Here is a 22,806-nt window from a genome sequence, read left to right as displayed (position 1 = left end):
TACAAACGTAGAGCCGCAACATCTTGCGGCTCACTATCCGGAGGCAGGAATAATAAAAAAAGGACGGCCACCGATGCAATACAAAAGACGACCACCGATGAAATAAAAAGGACAACCCAGATAAATAGAAAGGGCGACCCAGATAAATAAAAAAGGGCGACCACATGGGGTCGCCCGTACGGATGATATGTAGGGGCGACCCCATGGGGTCGCCCAATAATTCGCGCCGTGGTCGCCCAAATTCACGCAATCACACAACCGCCCGCTTCTTTTTCCGTTCCACCCAGAAATACAGCGGAGGCAGCAGAATCGGGGTAAAAATCAGGGTAGACAGCAGCCCGCCGATGATCACCGTGGCCAGCGGGCGCTGCACGTCGGAGCCAATACCTGACGAAATGGCGGCGGGCACGAGACCAATAATGGCGACAATCAGCATCATCAGGATCGGGCGCAGCTGCGAAGCCGCGGCCTTTGCCACCGTCAGCGCCAGCGGCTCGTCACGGGCAAGCTCCCGTTCGCGCTGTATGGCCGATAACAATAGTACCCCCGCCATCACCGAAAGCCCGAACAGCGACACAAAACCTACTCCCGCCGACACGTTGAAGTTATAGCCGCGCAGCAGCAGCGCACTGATGCCACCCGCACCGCCGAACAGGACGCAGGCTACCGCCATCAGCGCCGAACCCATCTGCCGGAACAGCAGGAACAGCACCCCTAACACAATGAAAAACGTCAGCGGAATGGCCACGCCCAGCTGCTTACCCGCCCGTTCGAGGTTTTCGAACTGACCGCCGTAACTGATGGCATAGCTGTGGGGTAGTTTAATGGCTTTTGATACCTTCCGGCGCACCTCCTGCACAAAACTGCCCTGATCCCGACCCCGGATATTGGTCCGGACCGTGACCAGCCGTTTGCCGTCGAGACGGTAAATATTGGTTTGTCCGTCGACCAGTCCGACACTGGCCAGCTGACTCATCGGAATCAGGGCCCCGTTCGGAGCCGGTACCTGAAGGGTTTTGATTACGTCGAGGTTATTCCGGTTTTCGGGGAAAAACCGGACCACGATATCGTAGCGTTTCGGGCCATCGTAGAGCGTACTGATGGTTTTTCCGCCGATAGCGGCTTCAATCATGGTCTGTATCGCTGCCACGTTGATGCCGTAGCGGGCAGCCTGCTGGCGGTTAATCTGGATACTGATCTGCGCCTGCGGGCCCTCCTGCTCAATCCCCGATTCCGACGCCCCGTCGACACTGCGGACCATCTTCAGAATATCGTCGGCATGTTTCCGCAGCACGGTCAGGTCGTTGCCGGTGATGTTGATGGCCAGATCGGAAGCCGAGCCGGTTACGATTTCAGTCACCTGGTCAATAATCGGCTGCCCGAACGACAGGCTGATGCCCGGCAATTGCTGTTCCAGCTCACGCTTGATGGTCAGCAGTAAGGTTTGTTTGGTGGTATCATGTACCCAGCCATCGTAAGGCTTCAGCACCATCAGAATCTCGGTCCGGTTGCTCGGGAACGGGTCCGTACCGTCGTCATTGCGGCCCGACTGGGTGATGATGCTTTCAATCTGCGGGTGGTGCGTGGCTGTCCGGCGGATCACCGGCGCAATGGTCTGGTTGGTCCGGATATTGGTACCCGACGGCAGGAAGGACCGCATAAAGATGGACCCCTCATCGAGTGTCGGCAGGAACTCGGTACCGATTTTCACCGCAAAGGTCAGTACGAACAAGACAGCGGCCATACCAATCAGCACCACGATGCGCGGTTGCCGGAAGGTCCGGAGCAGCAATCGTTCATAGGCCCCCTCTAACCGGCTGAAGACCGTTTTACCGTGCTTTTTCGGCTTCGGATGTTCCACAAACCGCCGGAATACCAGACTCATCAGAACCGGAATCAGCGTCAGGGCAAACAACATCGAGCCAATGACCGCAAAGGCCAGCGTCAGCGCCATCGGCGAAAACAGTTTACCTTCTACCCGCTGCATGGTCAGGATCGGACCATAGGCCAGAATAATGATCATAACCGCGAAAAAGATTTCGCGGCTCACCTCTTTGGCGGCTCGGCCGGTGAGGCTGACGATACTTTCGGATCGCTGGTGCGCGGCATTTTCGCGGTAGGCATGCATCAGGTGCGCCGCCATCACGCAGGCCCCGTCAACGATGATTCCGAAGTCAATGGCTCCGAGCGACAGCAGGTTGGCCGGAATGCCCGTCAGCTTCATCAGCATGAAGGCAAACAGCAGCGCAAACGGAATCGTAACGGCCACTACGAGTGCCGACCGCACATCTCCCAGAAACAGGATCAGAATGATGATTACCACCGAAAGTCCTTCCAGTAAGGTGTGCGACACCGTGTCGAGCGTATAATTTACCAGCGACGACCGGTCGTAGATCACTTTGATATGAACGCCCTTCGGCAGGTCATTTTCTTCCAGGTCGTTCATGCGCTGCTTCACGGCTTTCAGCACCTCGGTCGGGTTCTGACCGCGACGCAGCGACACAATACCCTCCACACCGGAGTTCACATCGATGCCCTGTGCCGGAATGGTGTACCCCAGAATACCCTGCGGCTGCGGCGGAGCCTGTTCCACACTGGCCACATCGCGGACATAGACCGGTACGCCGTTGATATTCGTCAGCACAATGTTTCCGATATCGGTGGCATTCTGAATGGCCCCTAACCCGCGAACCGCAAAGCCCTGATCGCCCCGTTCGACGACGTTCCCGCCGGTATTCTGGTTATTGACCTGCACCGCCTGAATCACCTGTTCGAGGGTGAGGTTATATTTCCGGAGCCGCTCGGGGGCGGTCAGTACGTGAAATTGTTTTACCGGTCCGCCAAACGTCACGACATCGGCCACGCCGGGCACCTGCGTGATGGCGGGCCGGATTACCCAGTCCTGCAGGTCGCGCAGGTCCATGGGGGTGAACGTTTCCGGTGCCTCTACCACATAGCGGTAAATTTCCCCCACGGCGGTAGTCAGCGGCCCGAGTTCAGGAGTAACGCCATCCGGCAATTCAGCGGCCGACAACCGTTCCATGACCTGCTGACGGGCGAAATAATCGTCGGTACCGTCTTCAAAATTCAGCTGCACTACGGCCAGTCCGAAAATGGTCCTGGAGCGGCGGGCAATTACTTTCGGGGTATTGTTCAGCGCCCGTTCGAGGGGAATCGTTACCTGTTGTTCGACCTCTTCGGCCGCGCGCCCTTCGTACTGCGCAATGACGATGACGTTGGTATCGGCGATGTCGGGATACGCTTCGATTTTGAGGTAGGTAAAGCTCACCAGCCCGGCTACCATCAGGAGAAACGCCGTGATAACGACCGCAATGCGGTTATCAAGCGCCCATGAAATTATGGATTGAATCATACCGGACCGGCTTAATAACCAAAACTGAGACCTTTTAACTGAATGGCACCTTTCGTGACGACACGGTCGCCGGGACGGATGCCGCTATACACCACAATCCGTTCGCCGGTCTGCGGGCCGATCAGCACCGGACGGCGGCTGAAGCGGTTGCCATCCGTCAGAAACACATAGTCTTTGCCCTGTACGGTGATGAGTGACGTTTGCGGGATCGTCAGCGTTTCGCCTTCCGACATGCCGAACGTAACGTTGGCAAACATCCCCGGCCGGTAGCGTCCCTGGCTGTTGTTCAGCCGGATACGGAGCTTGATGGTACGGGTAACGTTATCCACCACATCGCCGAACGATTCAATCTGGCCGGTGATGATTTCATCGGGGTATGCCGTAAACTGGATCGTACACTGGCTGCCCACCTTCATTTTATTGACCTGACTTTCCGGCACATCGCAAACGAGCCACACCTGACCGGGCCGCGCATTCTGCAAACTACCCGGATTAAAACCGGCAACCTGAAGCTGTGTTTCGTGTTCGGCCAGCAGCGAGCGTTCGTTCGCAAGGTCCGTTTTCGCCATCGACAGCTCGGTCTGCGCTTCAAGCACGTCGCGGCCGGTTGCCGCCCCGTGCTGCGCCAGATCCTGCGCGCGGGCCAGTTCGGTTTCCTTCTGTTTGATGTTTACGCCCTGAATCTGCCGGATATTAGCCAAGTGCTGCTGCAACTGACTGTAATCGGCGGTAAGGTCCGGGTTATCGAACAGAACCAAAGCCCGCGATGCTCCCGGCGACGAAACCACCGACGCCACCACGTGGGCCGGGGCCTGATAGTTCGTCGAAATAGCCTTCCGGCCGATTATTTCACTCTGGTAGTACGACAGCTGCGGCGCGTTGGCAGGATATAGAATCTGCTCCCCCCCCTGCTCTACCGTCGGCCGCACGACCTGATTGGCGGTGGTTTTCACCGGTTGTTCCTGATGCTGACAACCGGCAGCAAACAGGCTGATACACACTATAAATCGTTTCATGGGTTGGCGATGCGCTGAATCTGTCCCGTAGCAAATAGTAAGTCAATGTACGCTTGTCGGTAAGCCACTTCGGTGGCCAGGTATTCTTCTTCGATGGACAGCATGGCCCGCTGCGCTTCCAGAAAATCGACGATGGCTGTGCCGCCCCGGAAGTAGGCGTAGCGGACACTGGCCAGTACCTGTGTCGCCTGCTGCCGGATAACGGCATAGCGGGTAAGGTTATCCCGCTGCGTGGCGTAGCTCCGGAGTGCGACCTGTATTTCGGTCAGGGCCTGCCGCCGGGTATAGTCAGCGATCTGCCGGGACTGGTCTTCGGCCACCCGTGCCTTCTGAATTTCGCCCTGATTTTTGTTGAAAAACGGCAGCGCCATGGTACCATAAAAACCCACATACGGAACTCCGTTCTGCGGGTTGTAGATGGCCCCCAGTTCGGGGCGCGGTACCCGTAAGGCATGTTGAAGGTCGGCATTCCGCTGGGAAACCGTAATGGCCTGCTCAGCTACCTGCACATCGGAACGGCCCTGCACACGCTCGGCGAGCAGTTGCTCCGACACCCGGGGATCGGTCCGGAAAAAAAGACTGTCGGTCCGGTCGATTTCCAGACTATCCGTTGTTTGCAGCAGGTAGTGCAGGCGGGTCAGCTGGTTCTGGTATTCCTGCCGGGCGGTGCGGCCGCGTAACCGGTACTGGTCGGCCAGCAACTGGGTTCTGGAACGGTCGGACTGGGTAATGACCTGATTTTTCAGCCGGACATCGCTGATCTGAACCAGTGTATCAAGGTTCTGCTGCAGCCGTTCGGTGTACAATACGGTCTGCCTGGCGCTCCAGGCATCAAGCCACGTCTGAGCCGCCGCGCGCAGCAGATTCCGTTCGGTTTCGGCCAGCATCCGGCGCTGAAGCTCTACGGTTTCTTCGGCCAGTGCTACGCTTTTCTGCCGTTGTCCCGCCACATTCACCGGCGTCGTTAACTGCCACCATACCTGCCGGTTACGGTTATTCAGAGCGCCGGTTCGTTCCGGAAAATGAGACGGCTGCATGAGTTGCAGCGACTGGTTGTTGAGCGATGGATTCGGGCGCAGCCCGGCCGTAACGACATCCGCCTTCGCCAGTTCCTGATTAAGTTTTCCGGCCCGCAGTTCGGGGCTTTTTTCCTGTACCTGCCGGATAACGTCGCTGAGGGTCAGCGGCCGGACACGCTGGGCTTCAGCCGGCAAGCCCGCCCATATGCCGGCGACGACGGCCACCCACATACGTACTCCGCGCCTTCGGGGAGCACCGTTACGCATCCCGGCCTTACAGTTCATCATATGGCATCTGCTGTTTATATGTGAAGATAAGATGCCAACCTGTCTGCTGACTATACGCTGACAGGTACTTGAAAGATGTACAAAACAGGAAGATGCAGCTACGGTCGGCGAGCGCAAAAGTACGGGTGTAGCCGCCCGGGCACTGTTAGGAAGCTCTTAAGGTTTTATTAGAATTCTGTTAGAAGAACTATTATAGCGGCAAGTGTATACAAAATGTAGTACCTGCTCCCGGCACCGACTGAACATTAATCCGGCCATGATGCAGGGTAACGATCCGGTACGTGAGCGATAAGCCGATTCCGTGCCCTTCTGCCTGTTTGGCTTGGCTGCCCCGGTAGAACGGAGTAAACAGATGAGGCAGGTCATCGGGCTGAATCCCAACGCCTTCGTCCCTGAAATAAATGGCACACCCCTGATCTTCCTGCCGGATGGTGACCAGACAGTGGTGGTCGGCCGAAAACTTGCAGCTGTTTTCCATGATGTTGGCAAACGCCACCCGAAGCAGGTATTCATTGCCCCGGACGATGATTGGCTCGTCGGTATCGGCCAGTGGGTCGAAAGCCATATCGACGCGGCAGGCACTGTCTTTCCGGATTACCTGATGACTGGCATCCAGCAGGATTTCGTCAATCCGGAGCGGTTTCATGGTAATGACCGAAGGGTCATAGCTGGCTTTGGCCAGGTTCAGCAGGCCATCGGTCAGGCGGCCGAGGCGGCGGGCATCGGCCAGCACACGCTGGATAATCTGCTGATAATCTTCCGTTTGCCGTGGCCGCCGCTGCGCCAGGTCCAGTTCGGCGATGATACCGGCCAGCGGGGTTCCGGTTTCGTGCGCCACATTGGACACAAAGTGCTGCTGCGCCTCAAACGACTTTTCGAGCCGGTCGAGCATCTGATTGAAGGTAATGGCCAGCTCGGCGATTTCGTCCCTGCCGTTGCCTTCGGGTACGCGGTTGTGCAGGCTGGTGGCCGTGATCTGCCCGACCTGCCGCACCACATCGGCCATCGGGGCCAGCGCCTGACTCGCGAAAAAACGTCCGGCAACGACTACCACCAGAATACTGATGATAAACGTCAGGATGATTGTGTTCCGCAAGTTAGCCAGTTTCGACAGCCCGTATTCGTCATAAGCCGCCGCCGTTACCAGATACGTGCGTTCGCCGTGCTGATACAGAAACCCGACTACCTGCCGGTCCTCCTGCTTGAACTGTACGTTACCGGTCCGGCAGATCTGCTGCAGCATTGCTGAGGTTTCCTTCACAAAATCCTCGCTGATATCATCGTGGTATATCAGCTTAAACTGATCATCGTAAACCGCCATTTCTTCCTGAAAAAGCGTATTGGGCTGGTTTTCGTAGATGACCTTCAGCACCGACGGTGAAATCTGCCCCTGCAACAACAGCCGGACCTTGGTATAAGCCTGTTGCTCAATGCGTTTCACATACTGATCGTCGCGGAAATCGGCATAGGCCAGATACACCGTAACGGCAAAAAACAGGAGAATCGCCGTGATAATGGCCGTAAAGAGGATGGTCAGCCGGTTACGAATTTTCATCCTTCTTTCAGAATAAAGCCAATGCCGGACTTGGTATGAATCAGCTTAGGCGTGAAATCCCGGTCAATTTTTTTACGGAGGTAATTGATGTAGACGTCGATAAAGTTGGTGCCCGTATCAAAGCTCATGTCCCAGACCCGTTCGGCAATTTCGGTGCGTGGCAGCACCCGCCCCTGATTCAGCAGCATGTATTCCAGCAGGTTAAACTCTTTGGGGGTAAGCTCAATTTCCTGCCCTGCCCGCCAGACCGTGCGGGTCCGCTGATCAAGCTGCAGGTCGGCCAGGCTCAGCAATGCCTCCTGCGGGCGTTTGGCCTGACGTTTCAGCAGGGACCGGATGCGGACGAAAAGCTCCCGGAAATCAAACGGTTTCACCAGGTAATCATCGGCCCCGGCATCGAAGCCTTCAACTTTATCGTCGGTCGTACCGAGGGCCGTCAGCATCATAATCGGCACTTCGGGCTGACTCTTGCGGATCTGCTGACAGAGGTCAAGGCCGTTGAGGCGGGGCAGGATAATGTCCAGAATCAGCAGGTCGTAGGTTTTGGCATGCGCCATCCGGTGGCCCGTCAGCCCGTCCGGGGCCAGCTCCACCTGAAACCCTTCTTCTTCCAGCCCCCGCCGGATCAGATCGGCTACCCGCTCATCGTCTTCAACAATCAATACCTGCATAGTTCAGTAAACGTATCCGCATTCAGTACCCGGCAGCAAAGGTACAACGGCCGGTGCTAATTTCGGAAAGCCCGCCGGTGCAGCAACGAAAAACCCCTTGCCGGTGCCGAAGCGGCCGGTCAAGGGGTCGGGTTGCGCCGTAATCCCTGTTCAGGATCCGAAAAACGACCGGTAAAACGCCAGCCCTTCACTGGCCAGCTCGTCCGGGCTGTTGGCCAGCGGCCGCCAGATTGAGGCAGCACGGGCTAGTTCGGCAGAGGGCGCGCCGAAGGTTTCGATGACCATGGCTCCCTCGTATCCGATGTCCGTCAGCGCGTCACGGATGCCGCTCCAGTCGACATTTCCCGTTCCGGGCGTACCCCGGTCGCTTTCATTGGCCTGAACATGGCACAAACGCTCCCTGCCGATCTTCCGGATGGAAGCAGCAATGTTCTTTTCTTCGATGTTATTATGAAACGTATCCAGCGAAATCTGAATGGCCGGATGACCAACTTCGTCCACCAGCGACAACGCCTGATCAACCGTATTGATCATGTCGGTCTCAAACCGGTTCAGGGGTTCTACCCCGATCACCACACCGGCCGCCTGCGCGGCCGCCCCGACGAGGTGCAGGTTTTCGATGCACCAGCTCCGTTCCTGCTGCTTCTGCGCTTCCGGAACAAGCCGTGTTTTCCCGACGGCCGAATAGACCGGACCGGTAAAAACGGGACTTTCCATCTCGTTGGCCAGCCGGATACAGTCCAGGATATATGCCAGCCCGTTTTTGCGGATGTCCGGATTATCACTGGCCAGATCGCGGTCAGCGCCAAATGCACCACTGATCGTTACCGCGAGGCCCGCCTCCCGGGCCATCTTTTTCAGCAAGATCCAGTCAATAAGCGACTTATCTTCTACAGCAACCTCAATCAGGTCATAGCCCATCGCCGCGACTTTATGCAGCAACCCGAAGTCGCCGGTCGAAAACGGCGACACCCACACAAAGGTACTCACCCCGAATCTAATCATTGGCGTAAGGTCAGCCTCCCGCTGCTGACCGGAATCAGCAGCGGAGAAGCCGGTTAAACAGGGTTAGGGTTAATTAAGCGTTTTCGGAAAAATCAGGGATGGTCACCCGGACACCACCGTTCATGGCCGACTCATGGGCGCAGATACCGGCACAGGTGTAATTTGCCGCCAGTTCGGCATCTACGGCCGAGTCGCGCCCTTCGATAATGGCCGCCACAAACTCCTGGACAAGGTGCGGGTGTGAGCCCCCGTGCCCGGCCCCCTGCAGGAACGATACGTGGTTCGGGTCGTCGATTTTTTCCCGTTTTGTAAAGTGTTTGATCGGTTCAATCAGCAGCTCGTCGGTGTCCGGCACGTTAACGCGGCGGGCGTTTTCGCCCCCGTCGAATACCACGTGCTCCTCATCCTGGAGCTGCTCCCACTCAAACGACATCTTTGTACCGTACACATCGTAGCTTTCGCGGTACTGCCGTACCACATCGAACAGCGACCGCGTGGCCTCGGCAATAACATCGGAGTTTTTCAGGGTAAATGTTGCCGTTTCAACCGCAAAAGGGGAGCCGTAGCGGCTGGCCAGGTCCTCACTCAGGCGCCCGGAACCGTGGCATACCACCGTTTCGGCCTTCGTGTTATTAATCCGCAGCAACGGCGAGATCGCGTGTGTGCCGTTCAGCATCGGCGGGTAGCCTTTCCAGTATTCGGCCCAGCCATCCATGCTCATGTCCTGAATATGGGAACCACGCACGAACTGAATGCGGCCTAATTCACCGCTTTCGGCGAGGGCCAGCCCGTACAGAAACTCGCGGGTATACAGCGCGGTTTCCATCATCATGTATACTTTTCCGGCCCGCCGTTTGGCCTCAACAATCGCCTTACAATCCTCCACTGTCATCGCCATCGGGATCGTGCAGGCCGTGTGCTTATTGGCATTCAGCGACGCCAGGGTCATTTTGGCATGTTCGGGTACCGGCGTTACGATGTGAATCGCATCGACATCCTCCCGGCCGGGAATATCCTCAAAGTGTTCAAAACACAGATTCGGGTCGAGGTTATATTTTGCCGCCAGCTCGTCCAGAGTTTTCCGGTTCCGGGTGCAGATACCCACGGCTTTGATATTCGGGTGACTTTGATAAATCGGGATAAACTCTTTGCCAAAGCCCATGCCCACAATAACGACGGTAATTTTCTGCTCACTCATACTAAATACAGGTTTGATAATGATTGGGTTGTAAACTACATGCAGGACTAATCCGCAGTTGCGGAAGCGGCCCGGCTACCGGCGGGCAAGCCATTTCACCGAGTTCCGTAACAGGTTATGGTAAACCGGCAGATTATGCGATTCGGCATCGTGGCCCAGCGCCAGACCGACAATCCGCGCTTTGGGGTGCTTCACCACAAAGACCGACGGGAAGATTTTGTCGGAGCCGGCCACACTCGAACTGGCCAGCACATCAATGCCCGGGCCGGATGCGTCGGGGATGTAATAATAGCGTTCGTCCTTGAGAGTAAATTTCTGATCCACGCCTTTCGTCACCGGATGGTCAGGAACCGTCACTGTCACATCGAAGGTGCCGTATTTATCGTGCCCCCTTGAGCCGCCGCTGACCAGCTGCTGGTTGTATTCCGGCCAGTCTTTCCAGTTATACCACATCGCCGCATGCGCGATCAGCAGCCCTTTTCCGGCATCGGCAAACTGAAAGATTGCCTGACGCACGGCCGGATTGGTAATGGGCCGGTTGTTGCTCAGATACAACACATCGGCTTTGGGCAGAAAGGCCAGCATGGAGTCCGGGTCACCCACGTAATTAACCGTGGCAAACCCGTCTTTGCCCAGCGTTTGCCCGTCGGCGTTGCGGTACCACATGCCGAAGTTGTGTGAGCTGCCGCCGCCGACGATGAGCACCCGGATTGGTTTGCCGCTCTTTGCGGCCGTGGTCTGCCCCGGCTTACACTGCGTCATCATGAGGGCCATACCTGACAGCAGCCCCCCCACGATGAGCTGACAGGCGGCGGACTGTACCGCTTTCCGGATTACATGTACGTGTTTCATATTTTTTCGATTATCGGGATGTTGTCGTTGCTGTTGCCTTTTCGACCCGCATTACGCCCTGCATGATGCTCCAGTGACCCGGAAACGTGCAGATAAACGGATAGTCTCCCGGTTTGGCCGGTGCCACAAATTCAATGGTATACGACTCGCCGGGATTGACCAGTTTGGTATATGCCAATACATCCGGTGTCTGCGGTACGTAGCTTTTCTCGAGTCCTTTCGGATCACGGGCCAGGGCATCCGCCGCCTTACCGACCTTTTCGGTGGTGCCGGGTTTACAGATCACAAGGTTATGCTGCATAATATCCGGATTGTCGAGCGTCAGGATCACGTTCTGACCGGCCTTCACCGTAATCAGCTTTGTATCATACTTCATCTGCTCTTCAATCACCTTAATGGTAATAACCGTTGCCTTATCCGAAACTACTGCCGCCGGTGCCGCAACAGGCTCTTTCCGGGCAGGTTTTCTTACTTCGAGTGTCGCGTTCTGCACATTACCCGCGAAATCAAAGCTGGTATCGTAGGCACCGGTATAGGCGCCGATTGAGTTTTCATTGGCAAAGTCCCGCTGCACCCGGATTACCTCCGACAATGGTTGGGTAAAGAGCGACGGGGCCTTACCGGTTGCCGCTACCTTTCCGTTGATCAGGATGTTGATGGCACCGTTATCGGCCAGCTGCGTCTCAAAATCAAAGCGTTCGGGCAGGGCTTCTTTCGTGGATGCCGAATAAATCTTGCCCTGCTGTTTGACGACCATCGTCAGCTGATCGTTCTGGACATAAACGCCATAGCCTCCTTCCTTGCCACCCTGACCGACAATAAAGCCTTCGAGTTTGCGGTTGCCACGGGTGACGTTGCCTTTGATGATAATCTCCTTACCCGTCACGTCGGGCGGCATCGTGATCGTTGCGCGGCGCTGTAAGGCGTATATTTCCTTGTCGATGCCCGTCAGCAGCCGCCGTACCAGACTCGTTTCGGTAGCCGAAGCCGGCGGCGGATTTTTGGCTGCCTCGGCCAGAAAGCCATCCCGGTGCGTCGATGCCGCGGCAAACAGCGCCCGTGCCATCCATTCATCCGTTTCGTTATCCGGTTTCAGCGATGCGCGGTATAAGGCCGCGCCGGTTTCGGCCGACGGCGGCATCATCACCGTTGCCAGCACCGCCGCCATCCGCACGTTCATATTCGGGTCGTTCAACATGCCCGTTTTCTGAAGCTGTTCGAGCGACTGCGATGTTTTCGGTAAGGTTTCGGCTGCCGCTTTCCGGACCCCGGCCGCAGGATGCGTCAGGGCATTCGTCACTATGCGGATGGCCTCTGTGTTCGCGCCCGACAAGGCGCCCAACCCGTGAAGGGTCCAGATCGCGTGTACGGCCGCACTGTTCAGCCCGATTTCATCAACGGTCGTTTTACCGATAATGCGGTACAGCTCCGGCAAAACAGACTGGTCTTTCGACTCAACCAGCATGCGCTGGGCTGTCATGCGCCAGAACATGTTATCGTTTTCGAGGGCGGCTACCAGTCCTTTCGGATCGTTTTTCGCCAGCGCCACCGGTTGGTATGGCTTCGCTTTTTTGTAGACAATCCGGTAAACCCGGCCAAAATTCACGTCCCGGAGCGGGCTGATAAAGGCATTTCCCTGTCCGCGCGGCTGGTCTTTAAACGGCAGCACCATTTCTGACGGGGCCTGCCGTTCAACGAATACGTTGTGCTGAATGATAAAGTTATACCAGTCGGCGACCCACAGTGCGCCATCCGGACCGACCTCGGCGTGTACCGGACCAACCCATTCGTCGGTACTGGCGAGGAAGTTCCAGCCGTCTTTTTCGGCAAAACCGGCGCCCTGAGGTTCAATAATCGCATTGTGTACCAGCCGGACCGTCGGTTCGCAGACAAACGCGACGCGGTTCCAGTACGATTTCGGGAAACTTCGGGCCGTGTAGAAATGGTGCCCGGCTGCCGACGTAAAGCCCCCGACCACATCCACCTGCCGTAGGTTCGGAGTCATGGTATGGGAATCATAATGACCGTCGATTTTCTGCACTGCCTGTACCGTTGAGCCGGCTAAGTTCCGCTGCATAAACCGGGCCGGCATCGAATAAAAGGCGCTGTGGGTGTTGTTGGCCGTCGAAATGAACACATTGTTGTCTTCCGTCAGCCCCAGTCCCCAGGTATTGTTGCTGGTATTGGCCAGAAAATCCACCTCGGTTCCGTCGGGATTCAGGTTATACACCCCCGTTCTGAAATTCATGGATTTCCCGTCTTTGGTCGTACCGATATACCCCGAACCGACCACGCCCCATATCTTGTTGTTGAACCCGTATTGCAGGTTCGACGGCCCGAAGTGGGTATCATTTTTCTCCCAGCCCGTCATGATATTCTCGCGGACATCGGCCTTATCGTCGCCGTTGGTGTCTTTCAGGAAAACCAGGTGCGGGGCCATCGCCACCACTACCCCGCCGTTGGCAAATACGATACTGGTCGGGATATTCAGCTTATCCGCGAAAACGGTAAATTTATCCGCCTTGCCGTCGCCGTTGGTATCTTCGCAGATCTTGATCCGGTCATTGGCCGCGCCGTCGGTTTCGAGGAACGTATTCGGGTAATCGACCGATTCGACAATCCAGAGCCGGCCGCGTTCGTCCCACGCCATGGCAATCGGATTCGTAATATCCGGCTCGGCCGCAAAGAGCTGAATGTCAAAGCCCACCGGCACCTGCATCAGCTTCTTCGACTCGTCGGGTTTCAGGGCTTCCTGCATTTTGGGAACCATATGCCGCTTTGTGTAGTCGGTAATGGTAATGCCCGATGATTCATAAATATCCACATTCGGAATGGCCAGACCGGCAATCTGCTGCTGCACCGTTTGCCCCAGTGCCCACCGGACGCCGTTGCTCACCAGCTTCTGAAAGCCGGGATTTACCCAGGTGCTGTCATTATGGCCGTAAGCCGTATAAAACACCCGGCCTTTGCCTTCATTTCTGACCCAGGTATACGGTTCCTCGCGATCCCCCTCTTTCCGGGTCATCAGCACCGTCATGTCCGGGTTCAGGTTCTGGTGCACGTAGGTTTCGTCCCAGGTGGTTGTAAACTCCGGCAGGCCCTGCATGGCGGGGTGTTTCTTATTCACGATTTTCGCCGTTATGGCGCCGGTGCCGTGCGATTTAAACTGCCCGCCAATGGTCTTTATGTACCACGCCGAGTTTTTAAAACAACCCGATGCCGAGTGGAGGGGAATCAACCCTTTCCCGCTCTCCACGAAGGCCTTGAGTGCCGCCTCCTGCGCCGGAGCCAGGTTTTCGTGGTTGGCGTAGATGATAATGCCGTCATAGCGGCTCAGGTTTTCCGGATTCAGGTCGTTCAGGTCAACCGTGTACGTCACGTTGATTCCCTGTTTAAAGAGTGAGATGGCCAGCCAGGGGGCGTATTTACCCGAATCATGGTGCTTGCCGGTATTCCCGATAAACAGCACTTCACCCCGCCGCGCAACCGGTGCGCCGGTTGCGGATTTGCCGGCCGCTGAGGCGCCGGTAGTTGTCTGCCTGTCCCGGCTGTTTCGGCTACATCCCGCTAAAAAAAGGCAAAGCAGTAGCCATGAAAGCGTAAAACGCATCATAAAGAAGTGATATTAAATGAGAGGAGATAGGAAACTATCGGATCATACGCTTCATCGTATTTGTGTCAGCTTCAGAACGTATGGCTACGGTTTAAGCCAGATCTGCTGCGTAAATGCGCCGTTGACGGCAGCATCCCAGACCTCCATACGAACCCATGTTCTGTTTTTAAGATTAGTCTTAAACTGGTATTGTTTTTTGCCGAAAGGCAGGGTGTTGGTCAGATCAATCCGCTCCCGGTATACCTGCTGCCCGTCGCCGGAAATGATTTCGGCAAAGGTCAGCGGATAGGTCCAGGAAACGCCGAGATTCACCGTTACGGCACCATCTGCAGGCAGGGTCAGGGTTTGGCCGGACGATTTGCCGTTTACAGTAAACACCGGCAGCATGACTTCACCCGTCGAGACAAAAAACTTTCCCTGCTGCATGACATCGAGCACCGGCTGCCAGCCATCTTTGAAATCAGGCAGTTTATCCAGTTGCAGGTAGTTCACATTCAAGTGAGCATAGGTTTCGTTTTCGGGCTCCATCGAGAAAATATCCGACTCGGCGATGACGTGCTTTTTGTGTCCCCAGTTCGCCATGTCGTCCATCAGATCCAGCACCCGGCGGCTTAACCTCGGCTCCGACATATCGGCAGGAATGTTTTTCCAGGCCGCGCCGAAAAAGTGTTCCGAGTGAAAAAACGCCTCTTCATTGTATTTGTCCGGATAGCCGGTAGAGCCTTTGGTCCGGGCGTGGGCCGTCCAGGCAAGGCCATTTTCGGCTTTCAGCAGATTCAGCATGTCGTTTTTATCGGCAATCCGGTACACCTTCCCATAGACAGGATCTTCGGTCACAAACGGCATATCGGGTTTGCGCGACATAATCCAGTACACCGGCTTCGGAAAAAACTCCAGCCAGTGACCGCCGAAGAAGTTATTCGGCTCTTCGCCGGGAAGCAGCAAAAAATCTTTATCTGAAAGGCGGCGGCACTCACTGAACAGCGTTTTCAGTTCCAGCAGCCGCTGATCATCAGGCCCTTTCGGATGGCCTGGACCATGAAACTCGCCCAGGTGGACGATATTAACGCCCGAGTTTTTAAACACCTTGACAAAGTTAGGCACCTCCGGCACCGGCTTACCGGCCAGGACCGTCTTCATGGTATGCTCGTTGTGAAAGTGGCTTGACATCGTTTTGTAGCCAGGCACCTCCGGATATTTGTCGTTGTTGGTAAACCGTTTAACCTCGTCGAGGGCTTTAGCTGGTGCCCCCGTACTGATCAGGCAGAAAAAATTCATCCGCTGCTGCGTTTTAGGCGGTGCATTCACCCAGGGCACCCACCGGCGGTCGCCCATCAGGTCCTGCCGGATACCAATCCCGAATTCGGGAACGAGACTGCGGTAGTTTTTTCCGTACCACGTAAAATCGAGGTTATACGCTTCGTCTAACGGATAAAAATACTGGTGCGGCGGCGGAAATACGGCCAGACTTCCCTTGTCGCTGACGCCGATGATGGTCCGGTATTTCACCGCCTGTGCCTTGTTCAGCTGGTCTAAGCTGGCCGTCACCTGCTGCATGGTATTGTCTGTATCCGACCAGGCCAGTGTTTTCCAGACGGGTTTGGTGGTTACCAGCCCCGCATCATACAGATAAGCCGTGGAGTCGATCTCGGTTGCCATCACCGCAGCTACGTTGAACAGCGGACTGCCGTTATACAGCGTAATTTCCAGATTGCCGGCAAACGTCGCCGTTTTCATGTCTGAAATTGTAATGACGGTACGGGTACCAACAGTTTTGACGGCTGCTCCCCGTTTTTCGAGCTGCGTCGCATACGATTTTGACGGCAGCCGGTTTGTCTTGTCGAAAAAGATATTCCAGCCGTTCTGGGAGACCAGGTCGCGTTTGCCAACGGTGATCACAAAGGCAGGATCGAGCGCGCCGGCGACTTCTTTATACACCCCTTTTTCGGCCAGCTGAATGCTGTTCAGTAATGGACTGCCATTGGTCAGGTCCAGCACAAGCCGCGCGGTCTGCCCCGAAGCCGCGGGCCAGCTAACGGTAAACCGGCTCCCCTGCTCCGTGACGGTAACCCCTTTATTTTTTTGAAATCCGGACAGATTGATTTTTGTCTGAGCATAAGCCCCGGCCTGCGCCAGCAGCCACGTGATCAGAAAAGCTTTCCACATACGGGTTGTATTCATAACGGCATAATTAAACGTGGTAAAAATAAGGGGCCGCTTTCAGTACCGGTTCAGGGCAGCGGCCCTTATTACTTCCTTAACAACCAACCTCCTGATTACTGGAGCGTTACCTTCTGGACCGGCGTGTAGATCATATCTTCCACTCCGGCGATTTTTAAGCCTATCCGTGCATAGACATAATTCTGCGCCGGTACCATGGCCCCTATGTCAGCAGTTGTCAGCGACACATTGTTTAAATCGTTGATTGCAGAACCGGCTAAATCCGCCTTATTGATGCTGTTACCGGCATCAACAAACTGTGATTTATTAACGTAAAGCGACACCCGTTCTACTGCTTTCCCATTGGCGGCGTCTGTAATTATCTTTTCCAGCTTAACGCTTCCCGATACCTTGCGGCCGCTGACGGTAAACTGCGGGCTGCGGACCATGTAATACGGCGTCACTTCAATATCCATAGCCTGACTTCCTTTCAGGTTAACTGACAGACTATCCGGTGTATTGATGGCCGTTTTTTTCCACATAAACGGCCCCTGCCCGTTAGGCACAATGAGTTTGTACTCGCCGTCGAACAGAAGTGCCGAAAACATCCCGTCCTGCTTAATCGGAATCCGGATGGAACTGCGGTTATTATACTTTTTCTGCCAGAGCTCAATGAATACCGGAAAGTCGGATACGTTGGTGGCCGCCACATTCGCACTCTGCATCAGCAACGGTTCGCCTTTGTAGACGATACGGCCGGTGAATTCTGATTTGGGCGCAGTATAATTATCTTTCTCGCAGGCGGTCATCCCGAACAGGAGCGCCGCTGCCACTACAAAAGAGGTCTTCATTCGTGAAATGCTGATTGACATGAGCGATCTTACTGGTTAGGGTTCCGTGTGATTAATGGATTATTATTCACGATGGCATCGCTGATCCGCGAGTAGTAATTGCCGAGCCGGAACATGTGGCTTTGCGTGACGCGGCCGGACAGAATCTTACGGAATGCCCATTTATTGTGATTCGGGCTGCCGGGGCTGTACACCTTGTAGGGCCACAGGCTGTAGACCCGTGTGCTGGGTTCAGTGGCTTTGCCGGGCTGCGTCGTCAGGTCGGAGTTGCTGCCATCCCACACTACGTGGGCCAGCCGCCACCGCTTCATATCCCAGAGCAGGTGGTTCTCGTAGGCCAGTTCTACCTTACGCTCATGCACGATGCGGTCGAACGTGATTTCGCCCGGTGTCAGGGCTTTGGTCAGGCCGGCGCGGTCGCGGACCTGCTTCATGTACCCTGCCGCCAGCGCGCTCTGACCCAGCTCAAACGCGGCTTCAGCCGCATTCAGCAGCACTTCGGCATACCGGTAGCGGACGTTCCAGACTTCGCTCTGCGTACCGATCTGGCCCGAACCGGTAACCGGATCATTGTATTTCCGCATGTAAAAACCACCCTGTGCCGAGCCGTCGTAGCCCTCAATCGGACCCGACAGACCAACCACCTGCACCGATACCCCGCTGACGGTCTTAAGCTGTCCCAGCTGATCGCCCGACAGAATACTGCCGTCGCCCAGAATCAGCCCCGCAAAGATGTCAATCGAGCGGTTTTTAAAGATGGCCCCCGGCACCAGCACCGTTCCCTGTAAACGCGGGTCGCGGTCGGCAAACAGATCTTCCGGCTTATCGTAATAAATATAGTCGTTGGCTGCCCCCTTGTTGATCGCCAGCGGCGCAAAGGAGTTGTCCAGCTTTTCGAACGACTGTACCAGATTGAGCGACGGGTTCAGACGGCCGCCGCGTTCGCCCTCTTCTGTAAGTGCACGGGGCTGATTATCCAGCGCAAAGCTGTGTACCTTACCGCTCTGCAGTTTATAATCTTCCACAAAAATCACTTCCGGGTTATTTGCCTTGTCCAGAAAAATGTTGGCAAAATTCGTCGCCAGATCCGGTGCTTTCTGGTAGAGCGAGTACTGTCCGGAATTGATCAGCTCCTGGGCGGCAGCCAGCGCCGTCTGGAAATAACCGGTAGCCTTTGATGCCGGAATCCCGACTTCGCCGTTCGGCAGGGAAACGGTCGGCGTATTCGCACCATATTTAGCAATGGAACCGGCATAGAGGGCTGCCCGCGCCTTTGACGCTAAAGCCAGTCCATAGGTAGCCCGCGATTTTTCGTTCGGCGTTTTGGGCAAAATAGACTTAATCGCCTCAAATTCACTGATTACGTAGTCGTAGACATCCGACTCCTTAGCCCGTGGTCTGCGCAGAGAAGACGCATCGCCGCTGTAATCATACGTCATCGACTCAGTAATCAGCGGTACACCGCCCATGCGTTTGACCAGCTCAAAGTAGGCATTGGCCCGCAGGAACCGGCCCTCAGCCGCAAACCGGGCTTTGTCGGCCGCAGTGAGTTTGGTCGCCGCATTCACCCGCTCGATGAACAGGTTGATTTCGCGGATGTAGCCGTAATCCCAGTAGTTCCACTCATCATAGCTGTACTCCCGGTTCTGATGCCGGCCATAGTCGCCGGATGCAAAGGCCTCGTCAAAGCTGGCCATGATGCCGAAATTGCCCGGCTCCACCAGATCCGGAATCCGGTTGTAAAGTTCGGTCGCAGCCGATAAAACCAGCCGCGGATCACTATACACCTCATCGACCAGCAGGATGTTGGTTGACTTGATATTCAGGAATTCACTATCATCTTTACAGGCCGTTGTCAGGGATAACAGCGCAGCAAAGGAAATAATATATTTTTTCATACGTAAGTCGGGTTTAGAAGCTCAGGTTAACGCCGAAGTTGACCAGTTTAGTTTGCGGGTACTGCAAGCCGTTTTCATCCTGTACTTCAGGGTCAATCCCGTACGGTCTGGTATTATCAATCGAGAACAGGTTATAGGTATTGACAAACACACGCGCTTTCTGAAGCTTCACTTTCTGGGTCAGCAGCGTTGGCAGCGTGTAGCCGAGTTCCATAGTCCGGTTCCGGAGATAGCTGATATTGAGCAGCCACCAGGTCGAGTTTTTATTGATGTTACTGTGGCCGGTATCGTTATAGCGGAGCGGGATCTCCTTGCCGGGAATCCACGGACTGTCCGGATTCAGGGGATCTTCCCGGTGCCAGCGGTCATCGAACAGCAGGCGCGGCAGGTTACCAGTGTTCTGGTAGGCGTTCCGCTGCTCAAACTGCCGGTTGATGGCCATCATGGTGCCACCCGAAAAGTCCATCGCAAAATCAAATCCCTTGTATTGTACGCTGATATTCAGACCACCCGACAGAATCGGCGTTGTATTGATGGCATACCCGATCGGCCGTTCGTCGTAGCTGTTGATAACGCCGTCGTTATTCTGATCGCGGTAGATCAGATCGCCAGGAATCATCGTGCGGTTTCCCTGACCGTCGTTATTTACCCCGTACGCGTTAATTTCTTCCTGCGACTTAAACTGCCCGATGGCTTCGTAGCCCCAGAAAATGTTGCTCCAGCGGTCTACCAGCGACGAGCGATATTCAAGTAGTGAGTTACCGAACAGCGGGTTGTACGGCGTCAGATACCGGGTCCGGGCATAAGACAGGTTAGCCCCGACCGAGAAGCGGAATCCCCGCACGTTCCCGTTATACGTAATGGAGCCTTCACCACCGACAACGGCATCCTTCTCCAGGTTTTCCTGCGGAAGCGCATAGCCTAACTCGCTCGGCACAAACACGTCGCTTTTCACCGCCGGCAGACCGTCACGCACCCGCCGGAAATAATCGAGCGTACCCGAAATCCGGTTGTTCAGCAATGAATAGTCCAGACCAATGTCGGTCACGTTGGCCTTCAGCCACGAAATCCGGTCAAAGGCAATTCCGCGGTCACGGGCCGCAACCGTCGTTGTTCCCGACATAATCCCGACGCCGGTATTGTAGTTATAGCCCGGATTATAGGCAAACGGATCCAGATCGGCGTTGTTCGGACGCACGTTATCATCCCCTAACTGCCCGTAGGAAGCCCTGATTTTCAGGTCGCTCAGAATCAGGCCATCGTTGGTCAGCTTTTTAAAGAACGGCTCTTCGGTAATCCGCCAGGCCAGCGACACCGACGGGAAGGTTCCCCAGCGTTTGGTCGGCGAGAATTTCCAGGATGCATCCCGCCGCGCGGCCACTTCCACAAAGTACTTGTCGGCATAACCGTAGTTCACACGGCCGATATAGCCAACCCGTGCCTGGGTAAAGTCAGCGTCGCTATAAGCAACGATATCCGCAAACTGCATGACGGGCAGGGTATTGGTCTTCGGCACCGTCCGGGCTTCCACGTTACGCTCCCGCCGTTTCAGACGTTCAGTCAGCGCAATGGCATTGATTGAGTGTTTGCCGAATGTATTAGAATACAGGAGCTGGAGCTGACCGATATTTTCATCGATTTTGTTAACTACCCGCTGCCGGTAAGGGTTCTGGCTGCCGCCCGTCCGGTTATACTGCTGTGTAGTCGGGTTGTAGGTATACGTATCGTAGGTATACTCAAACACTTCCCGCTGTGAGTCGCGCAGCATGTACGAATACAAGCCTTTCAGGACCAAGCCCTTAACCGGCGTCTGGTATTCGCCTGTAAACTGCGGGGTTACCGATGAATAGACCTCTTTCAGGAACCCTGAACGGGCATAGTTCAGATAGCCCCAGTTGGAGGCAGGATTACTGATGGTATTTATGTACTCCGGATTATCATTGGCAAACGGGCGTTCGGTCGGCCGGTTCCGGAGAATCGCAAACTTAGGCGCCACATAATCATCCCCACCCGGTACACCCGGATTTTCGCGGGTTTCCTGACGGCCGGCAATGGTCAGCCCGACCTTGATCCGGTCTGTAATCCGGGCGTCAATGTTCGACTGGATGTTTGACCGGTTAAAGATAAACTCCCGGCCCATAACTGAATTCTGATCCAGCCGCGTCGCCGAAATGTAGTAGTTAATCCGTTCTGACCCGCCGCTCGCACTCAGGTTTACGTTCGACTGCGGCGAATTGGGCTGAATGATAAAATCATACCAGTCGAAGTTCTGATACCCGTATTCGGTACCGGCCTTGTACTTGTCCAGTTCTGATTGCGTGATGGCCGTGGTTCCGTTACGGTTTACCTCGGCTTCGGCCTTACCCAGGTTCCATTCATAAGCATTTACCACTTTCGGGAAGCGCGTCCAGTTCTGGAATCCGTAATAGGCATCCAGGTTGATGGTACTTTTCTGGCCAACCGTACCGCGTTTGGTTGTTACGATAATTACCCCGTTGGCCGCTCTGGAGCCGTAGATTGATGCCGATGCATCTTTCAGCACGGTAATGGTCTCCACATCATTCGGCGACAGGTTATCGAACTGCGACTTATCCTTCGGTACACCGTCGATGATAAACAGCGGGTTACCGCCCATGTTCCGGATCTGGATATTGGCAGCGGCCCCCGGGCGCCCGTCCGGCTGACGGAACTGTACGCCCGGAATCTTTCCGGCCAGTGTACCGGTTACGGTCGATGCATGCACGCGGCCCACATCTTTTGATGTCACGGCCGAGATGGCACCCGTCAGCGATTCTTTTTTCTGGGTACCATATCCGACAACGACCACTTCCTGTAAGCTCTTGTCGTCCGGCAGGATGGATGCGTCAATTACCGACTGATTCCCTACGGGCACCTCTTTGGTTAAGTAGCCGATAAACGAAATAACCAGCGTTTGTGCAGCCTGATTGCCCTGCACAGAAAGCGTATACGCGCCGTCAGCATTTGTTGTTGTGCCCGTGGTCGTACCTTTAATGAGCACAGTAGCGCCGGGTAAAGGCTCCCCTTTATCACCGGTTATTTTCCCCGTCAACGTACGTTGTTGCGCCCGAAGGCCCGGCGCGATCAGTAACATCAGGAAAACCCAGATGCAGCTGGTCACCATAATCTGGTAGACGTTTTTCCTCTTCATAAGCACGATTTAGGATTGAAGAAATTAGAAGGTTGAGTTTTCTGGTAAGCTTGTGCTATGCCCTCACCGCATTGGCATAATTTTAAGTTTTGATTATGCAATTTTAAGATGAACCTCCATCATAAATCATTACTTTTA

General features: G+C 55.3%; 13 protein-coding genes. All 13 read right to left on the bottom strand.

Translation table 11 applies throughout. The annotated features are described in order from the left end of the window. Positions 1 to 250: 250 nt before the first annotated feature. The 13 genes from AC23NW_RS22070 to AC23NW_RS22010 all read right to left on the bottom strand — a co-directional run bounded on the left by AC23NW_RS22070 (position 251) and on the right by AC23NW_RS22010 (position 22,668). Positions 251 to 3,373 (bottom strand): efflux RND transporter permease subunit, encoded by a 3,123-nt coding sequence (locus tag AC23NW_RS22070; protein ID WP_487452078.1) that lies wholly within the window; start codon positions 3,371 to 3,373, stop codon positions 251 to 253. 11 nt (positions 3,374 to 3,384) lie between these two features. Further along, positions 3,385 to 4,389, bottom strand: coding sequence for an efflux RND transporter periplasmic adaptor subunit (locus AC23NW_RS22065; protein ID WP_487452076.1), 1,005 nt, complete (start codon positions 4,387 to 4,389; stop codon positions 3,385 to 3,387). Next, on the bottom strand, positions 4,386 to 5,696 hold the full coding sequence (locus AC23NW_RS22060; RefSeq protein WP_487452075.1) for a TolC family protein: 1,311 nt from the start codon (positions 5,694 to 5,696) through the stop codon (positions 4,386 to 4,388). Before AC23NW_RS22060 ends, AC23NW_RS22065 begins: the two co-directional genes overlap by 4 nt. Before the next feature lie 190 nt (positions 5,697 to 5,886). Next, positions 5,887 to 7,251 carry a sensor histidine kinase gene (locus AC23NW_RS22055; RefSeq protein WP_487452073.1) on the bottom strand — a complete coding sequence of 455 codons (1,365 nt, stop codon included), beginning with the start codon at positions 7,249 to 7,251 and terminating at the stop codon, positions 5,887 to 5,889. Beyond that, positions 7,248 to 7,922 carry a response regulator gene (locus AC23NW_RS22050; protein ID WP_487452072.1) on the bottom strand — a complete coding sequence of 225 codons (675 nt, stop codon included), beginning with the start codon at positions 7,920 to 7,922 and terminating at the stop codon, positions 7,248 to 7,250. The genes AC23NW_RS22055 and AC23NW_RS22050 overlap by 4 nt, the downstream gene beginning before the upstream one ends. A 150-nt stretch (positions 7,923 to 8,072) precedes the next feature. Beyond that, the gene (locus AC23NW_RS22045) at positions 8,073 to 8,927 is read right to left on the bottom strand and encodes a sugar phosphate isomerase/epimerase family protein (RefSeq protein WP_487452070.1); all 855 of its coding nucleotides are present in this window, start codon (positions 8,925 to 8,927) and stop codon (positions 8,073 to 8,075) included. A gap of 73 nt (positions 8,928 to 9,000) precedes the next feature. Continuing rightward, complete coding sequence (locus tag AC23NW_RS22040) at positions 9,001 to 10,125, bottom strand: Gfo/Idh/MocA family protein (protein ID WP_293841748.1); 1,125 nt, start codon at positions 10,123 to 10,125, stop codon at positions 9,001 to 9,003. A gap of 75 nt (positions 10,126 to 10,200) precedes the next feature. Then, complete coding sequence (locus tag AC23NW_RS22035) at positions 10,201 to 10,977, bottom strand: ThuA domain-containing protein (protein WP_487452069.1); 777 nt, start codon at positions 10,975 to 10,977, stop codon at positions 10,201 to 10,203. Between the two features lie 10 nt (positions 10,978 to 10,987). Further along, positions 10,988 to 14,587 (bottom strand): PVC-type heme-binding CxxCH protein, encoded by a 3,600-nt coding sequence (locus tag AC23NW_RS22030; RefSeq protein ID WP_487452117.1) that lies wholly within the window; start codon positions 14,585 to 14,587, stop codon positions 10,988 to 10,990. 87 nt (positions 14,588 to 14,674) lie between these two features. After that, entirely contained in the window at positions 14,675 to 16,771 is a 2,097-nt protein-coding gene (locus AC23NW_RS22025) for a CehA/McbA family metallohydrolase domain-containing protein (RefSeq protein WP_487452067.1), read from the bottom strand. A 95-nt stretch (positions 16,772 to 16,866) separates the two neighbouring features. Further along, positions 16,867 to 17,601 (bottom strand): DUF3823 domain-containing protein, encoded by a 735-nt coding sequence (locus AC23NW_RS22020; protein WP_293846033.1) that lies wholly within the window; start codon positions 17,599 to 17,601, stop codon positions 16,867 to 16,869. 29 nt (positions 17,602 to 17,630) lie between these two features. Beyond that, positions 17,631 to 19,499, bottom strand: coding sequence for a RagB/SusD family nutrient uptake outer membrane protein (locus AC23NW_RS22015; RefSeq protein ID WP_487452066.1), 1,869 nt, complete (start codon positions 19,497 to 19,499; stop codon positions 17,631 to 17,633). A 13-nt stretch (positions 19,500 to 19,512) separates the two neighbouring features. Beyond that, positions 19,513 to 22,668, bottom strand: coding sequence for a SusC/RagA family TonB-linked outer membrane protein (locus AC23NW_RS22010; RefSeq protein WP_487452064.1), 3,156 nt, complete (start codon positions 22,666 to 22,668; stop codon positions 19,513 to 19,515). Positions 22,669 to 22,806 lie beyond the last annotated feature (138 nt).

The organism is Arsenicibacter sp. R0_47 (assembly GCF_057652235.1).
Note: the sequence above shows the minus strand (reverse complement) of the source record. Positions and strands in the feature narration are given on the sequence as shown.

Bases quoted from the DNA above. Each gene is read 5' to 3' on its own strand.
- AC23NW_RS22070 (WP_487452078.1), bottom strand. From the start codon at position 3,373: ATGATTCAATCCATAATTTCATGGGCGCTTGATAACCGCATTGCGGTC.
- AC23NW_RS22065 (WP_487452076.1), bottom strand. From the start codon at position 4,389: ATGAAACGATTTATAGTGTGTATCAGCCTGTTTGCTGCCGGTTGTCAG.
- AC23NW_RS22060 (WP_487452075.1), bottom strand. From the start codon at position 5,696: ATGATGAACTGTAAGGCCGGGATGCGTAACGGTGCTCCCCGAAGGCGC.
- AC23NW_RS22055 (WP_487452073.1), bottom strand. From the start codon at position 7,251: ATGAAAATTCGTAACCGGCTGACCATCCTCTTTACGGCCATTATCACG.
- AC23NW_RS22050 (WP_487452072.1), bottom strand. From the start codon at position 7,922: ATGCAGGTATTGATTGTTGAAGACGATGAGCGGGTAGCCGATCTGATC.
- AC23NW_RS22045 (WP_487452070.1), bottom strand. From the start codon at position 8,927: ATGATTAGATTCGGGGTGAGTACCTTTGTGTGGGTGTCGCCGTTTTCG.
- AC23NW_RS22040 (WP_293841748.1), bottom strand. From the start codon at position 10,125: ATGAGTGAGCAGAAAATTACCGTCGTTATTGTGGGCATGGGCTTTGGC.
- AC23NW_RS22035 (WP_487452069.1), bottom strand. From the start codon at position 10,977: ATGAAACACGTACATGTAATCCGGAAAGCGGTACAGTCCGCCGCCTGT.
- AC23NW_RS22030 (WP_487452117.1), bottom strand. From the start codon at position 14,587: ATGCGTTTTACGCTTTCATGGCTACTGCTTTGCCTTTTTTTAGCGGGA.
- AC23NW_RS22025 (WP_487452067.1), bottom strand. From the start codon at position 16,771: ATGAATACAACCCGTATGTGGAAAGCTTTTCTGATCACGTGGCTGCTG.
- AC23NW_RS22020 (WP_293846033.1), bottom strand. From the start codon at position 17,601: ATGAAGACCTCTTTTGTAGTGGCAGCGGCGCTCCTGTTCGGGATGACC.
- AC23NW_RS22015 (WP_487452066.1), bottom strand. From the start codon at position 19,499: ATGAAAAAATATATTATTTCCTTTGCTGCGCTGTTATCCCTGACAACG.
- AC23NW_RS22010 (WP_487452064.1), bottom strand. From the start codon at position 22,668: ATGAAGAGGAAAAACGTCTACCAGATTATGGTGACCAGCTGCATCTGG.